Genomic DNA, 14,709 nt, shown 5'->3' with positions numbered 1-14,709 from the left:
CGAGACCGTCCTCCCGACCGAACTCACCGCATAGCCTCAAAACGAGATCACCGAGTGGCCGTCGATACACCACCTCGGTGGACGCGACCGGGCTCCCTTGCTCTCGAGATTGCGGAGGGTGGCCCAATGTCTGCGGAGCGTCAGTGTTGAGACTGCCCACACGTCCCGCACAGGTGGCAGCCGGGAGGAGACATCCCACTTGCCGAGATCGGGAGAACTGCGACGCCAACCGGGCGAATCCGGTGAGGTGGTCGCGGTGAACTGGTTCGTCCGCCCTGCTGTTGATCATGCCGGAGACGTCGTGGAGCAAGTGGACCGGGCAGCGCTGGTCAGGACTGCCTGCGTACGGACGTGCGGATCACCTTCGATCCCGCTGTGGCCGACATCACACTGCACGGCCTTCGTTCTCGGGCCGGAGCAGGTCCACCACGCACCCGGTGCCTGAAACGCCGGTCTCCACCGGGGAGAGCCGACTTGCACGCCCGGATCTACGAGGGCGCGCACGGGGAACTCTCACGGCACGGTGACTGTGCACGCGTCGCGCATCGCCTGGGCCGGTCTCCAGCGCCCCGTCCGACCGCCGGCGAGACGCCTAGGACATCTTCCGCGGGCTACGTGTCCGGGCACGGGGGTCCCGCCCTCCTTCCAGAGCACACACATGTGGGCCTGACGACTTGACGGACAGCGAGCGTCACAAGAGCAGAGGGAGGACCACAACAACGGCACAAACGCGGCAGTCTTTGAGCACTCACCCCTGCCTACAGTGCGCGTGCGGACGCTGTTTACCGCCTCGGATCGTTGTGACAGAGAACCAGGACGGCTCAGAAGACGATGGCCATGCCCGACACGGAAACACCACGTACCGATCTGCTCGGCAGCATCATGCGAGAGCATCGGGATGGGCTCGTCTCCTACGCCGAGAAGATGCTGGGTGATCACGGGCTTGCGGAGGATATCGTGCAGGAGGCGATTATCCGGGCATGGCGGAACATCGACCGCTTGATCGAGATGGAGGGCTCAGTGAAGGGCTGGCTCTTCACCGTCACCCGTCACCTGATCGTGGACTGGGTGCGAAAGCCCCACACACGCAAGGAGGTAGTGGGAGGCACCTACAGCGACCCTACCTCGGGAACGGAACACATCGAGGCCGTGCATCACGCCATGGTGGCCAAGCCCCCGCTGTGCCGGCTGTCCCCCGAACACCGGGCGGTCCTGATCCACCTCTACCTGTGCGACCGCACGATCAAGGAGACGGCCGACATCCTTGGCATACCCGCCGGAACGGTGAAGTCCCGTCAGCACAACGCCATTCGCAAGCTCCGTACCGTACTCCACACCGAGGCGGTCGCCTGATCCGACGCGTGTGGCACGCAGGGGCACGGCAGAGCCGGTGGGTCGCCCGCGGCGCCCAGGACCCGGCCGCGGCCACCTCGGCCGTCGAGACCGGCTGCGCCCGCGGGCGCAGGTCTTACCAGGGCTCCGGCTGCAATGACATCTCGAGCGTGGAGGTCAGCTGTCGCAGAAGCTTCTCACTCTGCGGGGAGTGGCCCATGTCCCGGGCGAGGGCTGGCAGGAGGCACCGCTCGGCGATGATCCACTCGGCGGCGTCGGTCCGCGCGTGGAACTGCTGGGGCCTGACACCGGGGCGGGGTGGCGGCAGGATGACAGCGCTGCGGTGCGGGGCGAGGAGCGTGGTGGCGGCGTCGGCGCTGTAGAGGTAGTGCTCGAACATCCGGGCGCGTGCCTGGAAGCGCGCATCCGGCGGGTCCAGTGCCGTGCTCAGTTCCGTGGCGAAGGCGCGCAGCAGGTCGTGGCAGGTGTAGCGGCCGGGGACCAGTTCGGCGAGCAGGTGGTGATCGGTGAGCTCGGCCATATTCTCGGTGGTCTGAGCGAGGTTTGTTCCGGCGAGGCTGGCGGCGGCCGCCATGGTGATGTCGCGTGAGGGGTGGATGCTGAACAGCCGGAACAGGCTCGCGGCGCCCGGACTGAGCGCGGAGTAGGAGAGACGGAATGCTTTGCGTGCGTCCGTGCGGGGATCCTGGCTGGACAGGGCGGCCAGACCGTCCTGAAGTTGGGATGCGAGGTCGGCGAGGGGGAACCGGGGGCGCGACAGGGCCCGTGCGGCCGTCACGGCCAATGCCAGGGGAAGTCCTCCGCACAGTTCGACGATCTCTTCGGCGCTGGTCTGTTCGGAGCTGACACGGTCCGTGCCGAGGCGGCGTTCGAGGAGTTGGAGGCCCTCGTGCCGGGTCATCGGGTTGACGGTGAGGATCCGCGCGTTGTGGGTGACGGTCAGGCCCTCAAGTCGTCGCCGGCTCGTGACGACGGTCAGGCAGCCGGGTGCGGTGGGCAGCAGTGAACGCAGCTGTTCGCAGTCTCGTGCGTCGTCCAGGACGATCAGCAGCCGCCGTCCGGCCAGCGCCCGGCGGTACGGGGCGCTCAGTGCGGAGATGTCGGCGGCTGCTGTGCGCGGGGCGCCGAGGGCCTCGAGGACCGCGTTCATCGCTGCGACGACGCTGAGGGGCAGCCGTGAAGGGTGATGTCCCTGGAGGTCGACGTAGACCTGTCCGTCGGGGAAGCGGTCGGCCATTTCGTGGGCCCAGCGCAGGGCCAGGGTCGTCTTGCCGACGCCAGCCATGCCGCAGAGCACTACGGTCTGGGCGGCGGACTCTCCGTCGTCCTCCGGCGGGAGGAGTTCCATGCAGCGCTCGAGTGCCTCCTGCCGACCGGCGAAGGGCACGGACACGGTCGGCAGGTGCGCCAGAGGGGCGGCGGTCTCCCTGGGCTTCTCCGGCTTGCGTGTGGCACGGGTGAGCTGGCGTTGGAGCAGACGCTGATGGGCGGCCCGCAGGCCGGGGCCGGGCTCGACGCCGAGTTCGTCCGCCAGGGCGCGGCGGATGGCCTCGAACTGCTGCAACGCCTCGGCCTGACGGCCGGTGGCGGCCAGGGCGGTGATGATGCGGGCGTGCAGTGCCTCGTCGAAGGGGTGGCGGTCCACCGCACTGCGCAGGACTGCCAGTACCTCCTCCGTCAGCGCGGGCGCGGAAGCGAGGACGACGTCGGCGGCTTCTTTGACGGTGACGACGAACTCGTGTCCGACAGAGGTGAACACCGGATGCCGGGCGGCGAGGGTGCCTTCGGCGACCACGGGGCTGCGCCACAGGCGCAGGGCCGCGATGAAGTCCTTGGCAGCCTGCGCCGCGTGCCCATCCCTAACCGCGAGCTGGGCCCGGGCACGCAGGTCGCGAAAGCGCGGCAAGTCACAGGTCGTGGTGTCGACCAAGAGGCGGTATCCGTCAGCGGCGCGGGCCAGGTGCTGGGCGTCGGACCGGCTGCTCAGTCCCGGCTCCAGGATCCTGCGCAGGGCCCCGATGTGCCGGTGCACCACGTTGACGGCACTGGCCGGCGGCTCCTCGTCCCACAACAGGTCCACCGCGTCGCTCAGCGACACGGGACCGGGCGCGCGCAGCAACAACAGGGCGAGCAGGGCCATCCTTTTGGGAGGGCCCAGATCCAGCTCATTGTCACCGCGCAGCGCCTGCACGGTGCCGAGGAGGGAGTAACGCACTGTCGTGCTCATGCTACCGCTGCCATTTCTCACATGTCGCTGCACCGTCCTGCCTACGGAACGACCGAGGGGGTGTATGCCAGCCTGACGAGATGACTAAAATTGCACTGTCTAGTAACGCCATGATTCAGGGGGCCTTCTCTCCCGTCCGAGATGTGTGTACCGAGACGGTTGCGAGGCTGGCACGAGTTTCCCGACCATGGTCCCGGCATGGTGGAACAGTCAGTAGGTCGAAGCGCTCCATTTCTGGAACCTCTCTTAGATGCCTCATACCTCGTCTCTCCAAGATGCCGCAGTACTGTGATCTTCACCCCCGGGAAAAGCACGGGGTTTGACACATTCCTGGGGTGTAAAAGCTCATCTTCGATCCGTCATTGCCCTGTTTGGGTCGTTTGCGCCGGCCGCGCCAGCACTGTTACGAACTCTCCGACGTGAAAGGTTCTCGTCAATATGTGCTGTTCGTGACCGTGAAGTGCGGAAGCAGCGGCAGAAGCGCGCTACGTTCCGCTCGACCTTCCCCTTGTTCCTGCCATGGGATGGGCGTGTGCTAGCTTGATCTTTAACGTCCGATGTCGAATGGTGCATCGAACTTGATCACTCGGTCTGGTATCCGCCGTACGTGAAGGCGGCCCACGTCTGAACATTTGTTCCGACCAAGGAACACGCAGGTTCAGTACGAAGGCCGTGAGGATGAGTCTGCTGCATCGCGATGCCCGGCAAGAGGCATTGGCTGAACTGCCATGCTTCCGGGGCGAGTTCTACTCCTGTCTCACCGCTCGTTCGGATGCGTTGTTCGAGCTGGCTGACGCCCGTTCTGTGCGGCGACGGGCCGGTGAGATCGCTGGCCGAGGTGTGTCACTGGTCGGCGAACACCGTCGCCGTCATGGCGGCTCTACGCGGCCGTCGCGCGTGGCCGGGTAGATGCCCGGTCGGCTGTGGCGGGCTCTGGCCGCGGTGCTGCTGCCTCGGGCGGCCGACGGCCGGCTGGTCCTGGCTATCGACGTCATCTGCTGTTTGCGACCCGATGCTCGCACCTCACCGCAGCGGATCCTGTGTCACATCTACGTCCGGGCAACAGCCAGCACATCCCCGTCCCTGGCTGGCTGTGATGGTGAGGTCCGGTGTGTTGGCGTGGTATCCGTGGTGCGGGGTGGGTGCAGGTGGTGAGGTGATCATCTGGTAACTCTGCACCTACACATGTCTCACACGCGATTAGCTTGCGCACAAAATAGTTGTTGGCTATGTTTCTCGGTGTCGGACCGGCCGGGGAGACCCGGGCGGCCCGCGAACGCAGCGTCAAGGTCCGTTTCGTGCACAGGGAGTTGCTATGAACGTCACGTCTGTTGGCCGGTCCGCTCGTCGGCGGGTTGTCGTGCTGGGTGCTGTGGCCGGTGCGGCGGCGTTGTCCGTGGCCGGTGTGGCGGCGGCCTCGGCCGGCACCGCGGCCGCGCACCACGTGCCGGAGCGTCACAAGCCCACGGTGGTGCTGGTGCACGGTGCGTTCGCGGATTCCTCGAGCTGGAACGGGGTCGTCGAGCGCCTCGAGCACGACGGCTACCAGGTGGTGGCGCCCGCGAACCCGCTGCGCGGCCTGGCCGGCGACGCCGCCTACTTGCACTCCTACCTCAAGAGTGTGAAGGGTCCCATCGTGCTGGCCGGGCACTCCTACGGCGGCGCGGTCATGAGCCAGGCCGCTGTCGGTGTGCCGAACGTGAAGGCGCTCGTCTACATCGCCGCCTTCATCCCCGAGGCCGGCGAGAGCGCGCTGGAGCTGTCGAACAAGTTCCCCGGCAGCACGCTCGGCGAGACCCTGAACCCGGTGCCGTTCCCGCTGCCCGGCGGCAAGACGGGCAGCGACCTGTACATCAGGGCCGACAAGTTCCACGGCCAGTTCGCCGCCGACGTACCCGAAACCACCGCCCGCCTGATGGCCGCCACCCAGCGCCCCGTCGCCGCCTCGGCGCTGGAGGAGAAGGCCACCGACGCCGCCTGGAAGACCATCCCCTCCTGGGACCTGGTCACCACCCAGGACAAGAACATCCCGCCGGCCGCCCAGCGCTTCATGGCCAAGCGCGCCCACGCACACACCGTCGAGACCAAGGCGTCCCACGCCGTCACGGTCTCCCGGCCCGGCACGGTCACCCGCCTGATCGAGCAGGCCGCCCACGCCACCACCCGCTGACCTCACGGCCGGCCACCAGGCTGCGCATCCCCGCGCAGCCGGCGGGCCGCCTTTCCGAACCACCCCCCTACCCCCGCCTCCGCGCGGAAACGGGTTTGGGGGCTGCCGACCAAGGCGCTGAACACCGCGCCACGCAGCAGATGGAGAGTCCCGTCATGAACACCACGTCGCAGACGAAGCCCACGATCGTGCTAGTGCACGGCGCGTTCGCGGATTCCTCGAGCTGGAACGGAGTCATCGAGCGCCTCGAGCACGACGGCTACCAGGTGGTCGCGCCCGCGAACCCGCTGCGCGGCCTGGCCGGCGATGCCGCCTACCTGAACAGCTACCTCAGGAGCGTGGAAGGCCCCATCGTGCTGGCCGGGCACTCCTACGGCGGCGCGGTCATCAGCCAGGCCGCTGTCAGTGTGCCGAACGTGAAGGCGCTCGTCTACATCGCCGCCTTCATCCCCGAGGCCGGCGAGAGCGCGCTGGAGCTGTCGAACAAGTTCCCCGGCAGCACGCTCGGCGAGACCCTGAACCCGGTGCCGTTCCCGCTGCCCGGCGGCAAGACGGGCAGCGACCTGTACATCAGGGCCGACAAGTTCCACGGCCAGTTCGCCGCCGACGTACCCGAAACCACCGCCCGCCTGATGGCCGCCACCCAGCGCCCCGTCGCCGCCTCGGCGCTGGAGGAGAAGGCCACCGACGCCGCCTGGAAGACCACCCCCTCCTACAGCCTGACCGCCACCGACGACCACAACATCCCGCCGGCCGCCCAGCGCTTCATGGCCAAGCGCGCAAACGCGCACACCGTCGAGATCGAGGCATCCCACGCGGTGACGGTCTCCCAACCCGGCGCAGTCGCCATCCTGATCGAACAGGCCGCCCAGATCCTCACCGACTGACCCCAGGACAGCGCATCCCACCACGGCCGCCGCCTCCCACCCCACCGAGACGGCGGCCAACCCGTCAGTAAGTGAGTCAGGCTCACCAGCAGAACCACCACTCACATTCTCACTGTCAGTAGTGTGCAGCGCACACGCGAGCTCGATGAGCTGATGGTGCACACTCCAGGGCCGCAACAGGCGTGCTCTGTGTTGCGTCACTGCCGTGTGAGGTAGCCGGGGAGGGGGAGAGAGGGGTCGAGGTCGGCGGACGGCAGTGGTGAACCGTAGGCTCGGGTGACAGGGAGCACTCCGCTCCAGTGGGGCAGGGAGAGGTCTTCGGGATTGTCGACGGGGTCGCCAGTGCGCACCTTGGCTGAGACCTCGTGCAGGTCGAGGGCGATCACGGCGGTGGCGGCCAGCTCTTTGGCGTTGGCAGGGCGGGAGTCGCCAGCGCGGCCGGGTGTTATGTGGTCGACGAGGGCATCGAGGGCCGCGCAGCGCTCGTCACGGTCGGTGACTCGGTGAGCGACTCCGTGCACCACGACCGAGCGGTAGTTGATTGTGTGGTTGAAGGCGGAGCGGGCCAGTACCAGCCCGTCTAGGTGGGTAACGGTCAGGCACACCGCGAGACCGTCGTCATGGCCAGCACGGCGCAGTGCCGGTGAGCCGGTGGAACCGTGCACGTACAGGCGCTCGCCGACCCGCGCGTACAGAGTGGGCAGGACCATGGGCGCGCCATCACGGATGAAGCCGAGGTGGCAGAGGTAGTCCGCGTCGAGGATCGCGTGTACCAGTTCGCGGTCGTACGAAGCGAGTTCACGACTTCTGGTGGGGACCGTCCGGTCCGTGGGGGTGTAGGCGTCGGGCTGAGCAGGGGACATATGTACGGTACTCCTTTGAGTAAAGTAACTTGTGTGCTAGGAGAATGTATGTCCGTCGATACCGGCGCGGTGCGTGTTGCGCTGATCACATACCAGGCGGCTGGCTGGATCGCGGACGCGGGATCCGAGAGTGCAATGGAGGGCGCGCCAGCGTGGGTCAGGGGCGTGCTTGGTCTTCTCTGTGTCGAGAGGTGGATTGCCGGTTATGGCTGCCCTGCATGACATGATTCGACGGAGCTAGCAGTTGAAGACTCAACCTTGCACTGGGTTCGATGAACATGCCGAAGTCAGGGGTACGGCTCCCCATCCGGTGAGTCCTTCGTGACCGAGCGCATCGATGGGACTTCCGGTCGGCTCGGGAGAGCGGCCGGGTTTCAGGCCTGACAAAGTCCCTCCCTGCGGCTGGCTCGGAGTCCGGCGCCGGTGCGCTCTCGAGGAGACGGTACCGCAGGCACCTTCACGGCCTCGGCGGAGACCGTGGCGCCGGGCTGTACCTGACGGTGAAGGACACTGAGCAGATGCGCGCCGCTCACCGCCCGCGCGATCGAGGCCAGCGCAGCCACCACGGCGCAGGCCGCTTGCCGCCACGGGCTAGTCATGCTTGCGGTTGTCATGAACAATTGTGTACTCCCGCTTACGTCATATTGCATCGGCGATACGAGCCGCCTGCGCATCCCGAGTCCTCCGCGCGGTCCCCCGATTGCCTCCATCGGCGAGCTGATGTTCGCGATTGCCCCAGCCTGCCTGGACCCCGGCGTCGCAGGCGTCCTGGCTCCCCTGTGGGCGGAGATGGGCGAGATACTGACCGCGCTCATCTTCACCGCCACCTTGAGCTTCGCCGGCACTTGGTCTCAGGTCGACGGGCGTGACCGCCTTGCGCCGGTTCGCAGAATGGAGAGAAGCCCCGGGTGCGGACCCAGCTCCACCGACCCCCAACAGGCTGGACTGGTAGAGGTGCTGCGGTTCGTCTGCCGGGCATCGATCCGCCTGCCTGCGAGCGGCCCTTTTGCCTGCGTACTACGGGCGGGCGCGGCACCCTCGTGTGACGGAGAACCATCCGGGTGCCGCGGGTGGTCAGCGGGTGAGGTTGAAGGTGACGTGGCGTTCGGTGGTGCCGGCGGGGACGGTCCGGACGTAGCCGCCGACGTTGCTGAAGGCGCCGGACCCGCCTGTGACGGCGACGTCGACGGCGGAGGGCGCGGGCAGGTGGAGGAGGGCCTGGCCGGTGATCTGCCCCTCGGGCAGGGCGAAGGTGCCCAGGCACTGCAGGGCGTCGGGTTCGGTGTGGATGTACGTGCACACCACGCTGTGGTCGCCGATCTTCTTGCCGTGGCGGTACAGGTCTTCGGCGATGACGAGCTGGTCACCGAGACTCTTGCCCTTCTCGCCCAGGTCGATGGACTGGGTCTGGGTCTGTTTGGCGACCACGTTTATAGTCTCTGTGTGCTGGTGCGCTTCGCGTGACGTGGGGGCGGCGGCGGAGGCCAGCGGCGCACCGACGAGGAGCGCGGCGACTGCGCCGACGACGGGGACGAGCTTGCGGAATCCGGTCTTGTACATGGGGCTCCTCGGGTTGCTTTAGATGCTTTCTTTCGACTACGACCTGACGCAGAGAAGGTGGTCGACCGTCGGGGGATGCCATAGAACGTACTTCAACCTTGTGTACGAGGAAAGCGTGGGCTCCTAATATGTAGCGCAAGACACACACCCTACGATTTGAAAAGTGCACAATCTAATTGCACCGCCGAAAATCGCGGGTACTCTGTCAGGAGACGACACAGTGGGTCGCACGAGAGGTTCCTGATGAACGACACCGAGACGGTTCAGCACGTTGAGCAGACGGACGAGGTCTCGCTGCTCCTTGAGGATCAGTTGTGCTTCGCGCTGTACGCGGCGCAGCGGGCGCTCACGAACCGCTATCGGCCGCTGCTGGAGCAGTTCAACCTGACCTACCCTCAGTACCTGGCGATGCTGGTGCTGTGGCAGCACGGTGCTCTGCCCATCAAGAAGCTAGGCGCGCTCCTGGAGCTCGACTACGGCACGCTGACACCGCTGCTGAAGCGTCTCGAATCCCATGGCCTGATCGAACGCCGCCGCCAGGTGGACGACGAGCGCACCGTGCAGATCACGCTCACGGATGCGGGCACCGCACTGCGCGAACGCATTCGCGTCGTACCGGCCACCATCGCGCGAGTTGCCAACCTCAGCCAGGAGGAGGCCTCGGACACCAAGTCCCTGCTCGAACTGCTCCACGGAAACATCTCCAGCAGCGACTGACCCCGCCCCGGTGCAGGCGCGCCTCGACACCTCACGCATGTCGCTTTGCGGTTAGAGTGCTGGAGAAAGCCCTGGCAGATGCGGGCTCGTCCCCGCCGGCCCCACCGGGCGGGCGGCAGGGAGGTGCTTTCTCATGCCCGACGGTGACGTGCTCGCCGGCGATGTCCTGCTCCTCCTCGACGAGGGAGGCCGGGTCGCCCGGTGGGGACGTGCGGCCGAGAAGATGTTCGGCTGGTCTGCCGCACAGGCCCTCGGCCAGCCAGTGAGCGCACTACTGCACAGGGCCGCCGACGGCGGTTTTCCGCAGCGTCACGGAATCCCGGACCCGGTCGCGCTCGTGGTCAGGCCCGCACTCGACGGCCGTGACGTCGTCTGGCAGGTACTCGAAGCGGGGAACGACAGCACGGCGAACGGCGAGGCTCCGCCGAGTGCCCGGACGGCCGGCGCACTTACCCCCGCCTGCGAGGGCCCGGCGCGACGGGAGACCTCTCTCCTTGCCGGACTGTTCACCTATTGCCCCGCACGGCTTCAGGTCTACGACCCCGACCTGCGCCTGATGCGTATGACCTCGGTCGACCCGACGGGCGGGCGGCGCTCCGGATATCCGCAGGGCACGCCTTTCACTCAGGCATGCGGCTTCGCCGCCGTCGGGGAGGAAGCCGCGCTCGCGCGCACGGTGCTGGACAGCGGCGTACCGGTGGTCGACCGTCTCGTGCGGGGCACCGGAGGGTCCGGCAGGCACGATCATCCGATCCGCCGTGTCTCCTACTTCCGGCTCCAGGATCCGGGCGGTGCCGTGCTCGGGCTGGTGGTCTGCGCCTCCGACGTCACCGCGCAGGAGCAGGCGCGCCAGAGCCTGGACCTCCTGCAGAGCGTGCGTACTGGCATGGGACACCGGCTCAACGTCATGGACGCGTGCCAGGAGCTCGTCGACGCCGTGGTGCCGGCGTTCGCCGACGCCGCCGTCGTCGACGTCGTCGAGAGCACCGTCCGGGGCGGCGACGCCCTGACGGCGCCGGTCAGCCCGGGTGTGCTGCTGTGCCGGGCGGCCGTCCGCGGGCGAGAGCCCTTGCCTCGTTCCGCGACCGTGCATCCCCTCGCCGCCGGTACCGCGGAGGCATGTGTCCTGGCCGACCTCCAGCCGCGCGTGGTGTCATCGGCCGGCACCGGCGGGTGGCTGGTCGGCGAACCGTCCTGTCCCTGCGCCGTGGCGGAGGATACTGCGCGCTCCGTGCTCGTCGCCCCGCTGGCCCTCGGCCATCAGGTCCTCGGCCTCGTCCGCTTCTGCCGGCACGAACACGGGGACGCCTACGGGCAGGACGACCTGGCGCTGGCGTCCGCCGTCTGCGCACACGCGGCCTTGTGCATCGACAGGGCCTCGCTGTACATGCGTGAGTGGATCGTCATGTCCACCGTGCAGCGAAGGCTCCTTCCCGGGAACCTCGCGGACCAGCCCACCCTCCAGGTCTGCCCGCTTCACATCACGGGTGCCGAGGGGGGCGGCGGGTGGTGCGACGCGATCGCGCTGCCCGGCGCGCGGACCGCGCTCGTCGCCGGGGACGTGGCCGGTCGGGGCATGCCTGCCGCCATCGCCATGGGACTGCTGCGCACCGCCATCCACACGCTGCTCGGGCTGGACCTGCAACCCGACGAACTGCTGGCCCGGCTGAGCGACACGGCGGCCCGGCTCGTCGCCGCGCGCGCGGCGCTGCCGCCTCTGGACCCCCTGGCTCGGGAGCCGCTCACCGCCGGCTGCACCGTCGCGATCTACGACCCGGTGGAGCTCACTTGCACGATCGCTCGCGCCGGGCTGCCCGAGCCCGTCGCGATCCTCCCCGACGGCACCTCGACCACCCTGTCCGTCCCCGCCGGGCCGGCGCTGGCCGCCCCGGACACGGCACCCTTCCCCGCCACCACCGTCCCGCTGCCTGCCGGGAGCACCGTCGCGCTGGGCACCGCCGAGCTCGCGGAACAGGTCCTGGCGCCCTCCGGCCCGCTGCGGCACCTCCTGGACGGGGCCGCCACCGAGCCGCTGCCCGAGGTACGCGAGAGCATCGCGCGGGCCTACCCGCAGGACGACACCGACGACACACTTATCCTGCTGGCCCGTACCAAGGCGATGCCCACCGGGCGGGTCCTGACGTGCGCGCTCCCCGAAGGCCCCGAAGCGGCGCCGATCGCCCGCAAGGCGACCCGGGACCGGCTGGCCGCCTGGGGGCTGGACGTGGAGACCTCGTACGCCACCGAGCTCATAGTCAGCGAGCTGGTCGGCAACGCCACCCGCTACGGCACACCGCCGTTGCGCCTGCGCCTCATCCTGAACCGGATGCTGACCTGCGAGGTCAGCGACAGCGCGCTCAGTGCCCCGCACGTGCGGCATGCCCGCACCATCGACGAGTCCGGGCGCGGACTGTTCATCATCGCGACCCTCGCCGAGCAGTGGGGCACCCGCTACACCGCCGACGGGAAGACCGTCTGGGCAGAGCAGCCCACCGGCAAGACGGCGGCCTCGACCTGACGGTCGTCCGTGTAGTGGGGTATTCCCGCTTCACTAGATAACTTGACCACTCTTTCAATGTGCACATTTACCTTGCGCATGAGGGAAACGTAGGCTAGGTTTCTGGTCATGGGTTGAGCCGCACCGGTCGCCCCGGCCCGCCTCAAGGGCATCCGCCCGGCCGGCGCCGCACCGCCGACCGGCACCCCCACCAGAAGCAGCAGAAGAAAGAAACGAAGGAACTCCCCCCATGGACTTCAAGCTCGAGCTCATCGTTCTGCCCGTCTCCGACGTCGACCGCGCCAAGACCTTCTACGAGCAGCTCGGCTTCCGTCTGGACGTCGACTACACCGCGTCCGACGACTTCCGGGTGGTCCACTTCACGCCCACCGGCTCGGAGTGCTCGATCATCTTCGGGGACGGCATGACCACCGCGGCCCCCGGCTCCACCCAGGGTCTGTACCTGATCGTCACGGACATCGAGGAAGCCCACGCGGAGCTGACCGCCCGCGGCATCGAGGTCAGCGACGTCTTCCACGACGCCGGCGGCCTCCTGCACCACGGCCACCACGCCGGAGAGGCCGTCTTCGACGGCGAGGGCCAGGAGCGCCTGGCCGGTCCGCACCCCGAGCGCGCCTCCTACGGCAGCTACCTCACCTTCAGCGACCCCGACGGCAACGGCTGGGTCCTCCAGGAGATCAAGCAGCGCCTCGCCGGCCGCTGAGTCCCCCCCCCGCAAGCCAGGCCACCCTGACAGCGGCGGGCGGCGGCCACCCCGCCGTGCCCGCCGCCACCCCAGCCCACCCCGGTCACCCCATACCGGCACAGACGAACGGATCATGATGAGCGAGATCAACCGAATCTACGACGTCGTCGTCATCGGCGCCGGACCCGTCGGCGAGAACGTCGCCGAACGCACCCGCGCGGCCGGGCTCAGCACCGTCATCGTCGAGCGCGAACTGCTCGGCGGCGAGTGCTCGTTCTGGGCCTGCGACCCCAGCAAGGCACTGCTGCGTCCGGTCGTCGCACGCGCCGACGCCCGCCGCGTCCCCGGCCTCAGCCGGGCGGCGGACGCCCCGCTGGACGTCGAGGCGGTCCTCGCGCACCGCGACCGGATGTCCTCCTATTGGAAGGACGACGACCAGGCCGACTGGCTCGACTCGGTATCGGTCGATCTCGTCCGCGGACACGGCCGGCTGACCGGCCCCCGCCAGGTCGACGTGGTGACCCCCGACGGCGACACCGTCCACCTCACCGCCCGGCACGCGGTTGCCGTCACCACCGGCAGCAAGCCGGCCCTGCCCCCCGTTCCCGGCCTCGACACGGTACGCCCGTGGACCAGCCGCGAGGCGACCAGCGCCGACCGGGCACCGGGCCGGCTGGCCGTGGTCGGCGGCGGAGTCGTGGCCGTCGAAATGGCAACCGCCTGGCAGGCGCTCGGATCACAGGTCACCCTCCTGGTGCGCGAGGACGAACTACTCGAACGCATGGAACCGTTCGCGGGCGAACTCGTCGCCGAGGGACTGCGCGAGGCCGGCGTCGACATCCGCTTTGCCACCTCCGTGACCGCCATGGAGCGCATCGACGGCGAGCTGCGCATCGCACTCACCGACGGCACGGAGCTGACAGCGGACGAGATCCTCCTCGCCACCGGCCGCGCCCCGGCGACCTGGGACCTCGGCCTGGAGACCGTCGGGCTCACCCCGGGCGACTGGCTGACGGTGGACGACACCTTCCGGGTGACCGCGGTCGCCGACGGCTGGCTCTACGCCGTAGGCGACGTCAACCGGCGTGCCCTGCTGACCCACCAGGGCAAGTACCAGGCCAGGATCGCCGGCGCCGTCATCGGCGCCCGCGCCAAGGGCGAGAAGGTCGACGACTCACGCTGGGGAGCGCACGTCGCCACCGCGGACACGACGGCCGTTCCGCAGGTCGTCTTCACCCATCCGGAAGTTGTGTCCGTCGGCCTCACCAGCCGCGAGGCCGAGGGGAGCGGGCGACGCATCAAGATCGTCGACTACAACCTCGCGAACGTCGCCGGCGCCCACCAATACACCGAGGACTACCGCGGACAGGCACGCATGCTCGTCGACCTCGACAGCAACACCGTCGCCGGCGCCACCTTCGCCGGCCCCGGCGTCGCCGAACTGCTCCACTCGGCCACCGTCGCCGTCGCGGGCGAGGTACCGATCGACCGGCTCTGGCACGCCGTCCCAGCCTTCCCCACCATCAGCGAGGTCTGGCTCAGGCTGCTGGAGACCCTCCGCGGCTGACCATCACCACCGTCGAATGACGGTCGCGCGACACCGTCCGGCTGAGTGGCCCGGGGGGGGGGGGGGGGGGGGGGGGGGGGGGGCGGGCCCCCCCCCCGGGGGGGGGGGGGGGGGGGGGGGGGGGGGGGGGGGGGGCGTTGGCGGGGGGGGGGGGGGGGTGGT

10 protein-coding genes and 1 pseudogene are annotated in these 14,709 nt (G+C 68.7%); 8 read left to right on the top strand and 3 right to left on the bottom strand.

The window, feature by feature from the left end; translation table 11 throughout:
- Window positions 1–837: 837 nt before the first annotated feature.
- On the top strand, window positions 838–1,353 hold the full coding sequence (locus ACFYOH_RS41560) for a sigma-70 family RNA polymerase sigma factor (RefSeq protein WP_388636665.1): 516 nt from the start codon (window positions 838–840) through the stop codon (window positions 1,351–1,353).
- A 115-nt stretch (window positions 1,354–1,468) separates the two neighbouring features.
- Here the strand turns inward: ACFYOH_RS41560 and ACFYOH_RS41555 are convergent, their stop codons facing one another.
- Window positions 1,469–3,580, bottom strand: a complete 2,112-nt coding sequence (locus ACFYOH_RS41555; protein WP_388636662.1) for a BTAD domain-containing putative transcriptional regulator — start codon at window positions 3,578–3,580, stop codon at window positions 1,469–1,471.
- 678 nt (window positions 3,581–4,258) lie between these two features.
- On the opposite strand from ACFYOH_RS41555, the pseudogene ACFYOH_RS41550 reads away from it, so the two are divergent.
- From ACFYOH_RS41550 to ACFYOH_RS41540, 3 genes and pseudogenes are all read left to right on the top strand, one after another.
- Window positions 4,259–4,671: pseudogene (locus ACFYOH_RS41550) on the top strand (transposase); the annotation flags it as partial.
- 224 nt (window positions 4,672–4,895) lie between these two features.
- Entirely contained in the window at window positions 4,896–5,750 is an 855-nt protein-coding gene (locus tag ACFYOH_RS41545; protein WP_388636659.1) for an alpha/beta fold hydrolase, read from the top strand.
- A gap of 155 nt (window positions 5,751–5,905) precedes the next feature.
- Window positions 5,906–6,637 (top strand): alpha/beta fold hydrolase, encoded by a 732-nt coding sequence (locus ACFYOH_RS41540; RefSeq protein WP_388636656.1) that lies wholly within the window; start codon window positions 5,906–5,908, stop codon window positions 6,635–6,637.
- A 197-nt stretch (window positions 6,638–6,834) separates the two neighbouring features.
- Here the strand turns inward: ACFYOH_RS41540 and ACFYOH_RS41535 are convergent, their stop codons facing one another.
- Both ACFYOH_RS41535 and ACFYOH_RS41530 read right to left on the bottom strand, forming a co-directional pair.
- A complete protein-coding gene (locus ACFYOH_RS41535; RefSeq protein ID WP_388636654.1) occupies window positions 6,835–7,500 on the bottom strand; it encodes a pyridoxamine 5'-phosphate oxidase family protein in 666 nt (221 codons plus the stop codon).
- A 1,074-nt stretch (window positions 7,501–8,574) separates the two neighbouring features.
- Window positions 8,575–9,060, bottom strand: coding sequence for a hypothetical protein (locus ACFYOH_RS41530; protein WP_388636652.1), 486 nt, complete (start codon window positions 9,058–9,060; stop codon window positions 8,575–8,577).
- 243 nt (window positions 9,061–9,303) lie between these two features.
- Between ACFYOH_RS41530 and ACFYOH_RS41525 the strand changes: the two genes are divergently transcribed.
- The 4 genes from ACFYOH_RS41525 to ACFYOH_RS41510 all read left to right on the top strand — a co-directional run bounded on the left by ACFYOH_RS41525 (window position 9,304) and on the right by ACFYOH_RS41510 (window position 14,547).
- Window positions 9,304–9,777: a MarR family winged helix-turn-helix transcriptional regulator gene (locus ACFYOH_RS41525; RefSeq protein ID WP_388636650.1), complete on the top strand. Its 474-nt coding sequence runs from the start codon at window positions 9,304–9,306 to the stop codon at window positions 9,775–9,777.
- A gap of 133 nt (window positions 9,778–9,910) precedes the next feature.
- Window positions 9,911–12,295, top strand: a complete 2,385-nt coding sequence (locus ACFYOH_RS41520) for a SpoIIE family protein phosphatase (RefSeq protein WP_388636648.1) — start codon at window positions 9,911–9,913, stop codon at window positions 12,293–12,295.
- Window positions 12,296–12,524: 229 nt separating this feature from the next.
- Window positions 12,525–12,998, top strand: coding sequence for a VOC family protein (locus ACFYOH_RS41515; protein WP_388636646.1), 474 nt, complete (start codon window positions 12,525–12,527; stop codon window positions 12,996–12,998).
- A gap of 118 nt (window positions 12,999–13,116) precedes the next feature.
- Window positions 13,117–14,547 carry a dihydrolipoyl dehydrogenase family protein gene (locus tag ACFYOH_RS41510; protein ID WP_388636668.1) on the top strand — a complete coding sequence of 477 codons (1,431 nt, stop codon included), beginning with the start codon at window positions 13,117–13,119 and terminating at the stop codon, window positions 14,545–14,547.
- Window positions 14,548–14,709: the final 162 nt, after the last annotated feature.

Source organism: Streptomyces sp. NPDC007856 (assembly GCF_042868225.1).
Classification (GTDB): Bacteria; Actinomycetota; Actinomycetes; order Streptomycetales; family Streptomycetaceae; genus Streptomyces.
Note: the sequence above shows the minus strand (reverse complement) of the source record. Positions and strands in the feature narration are given on the sequence as shown.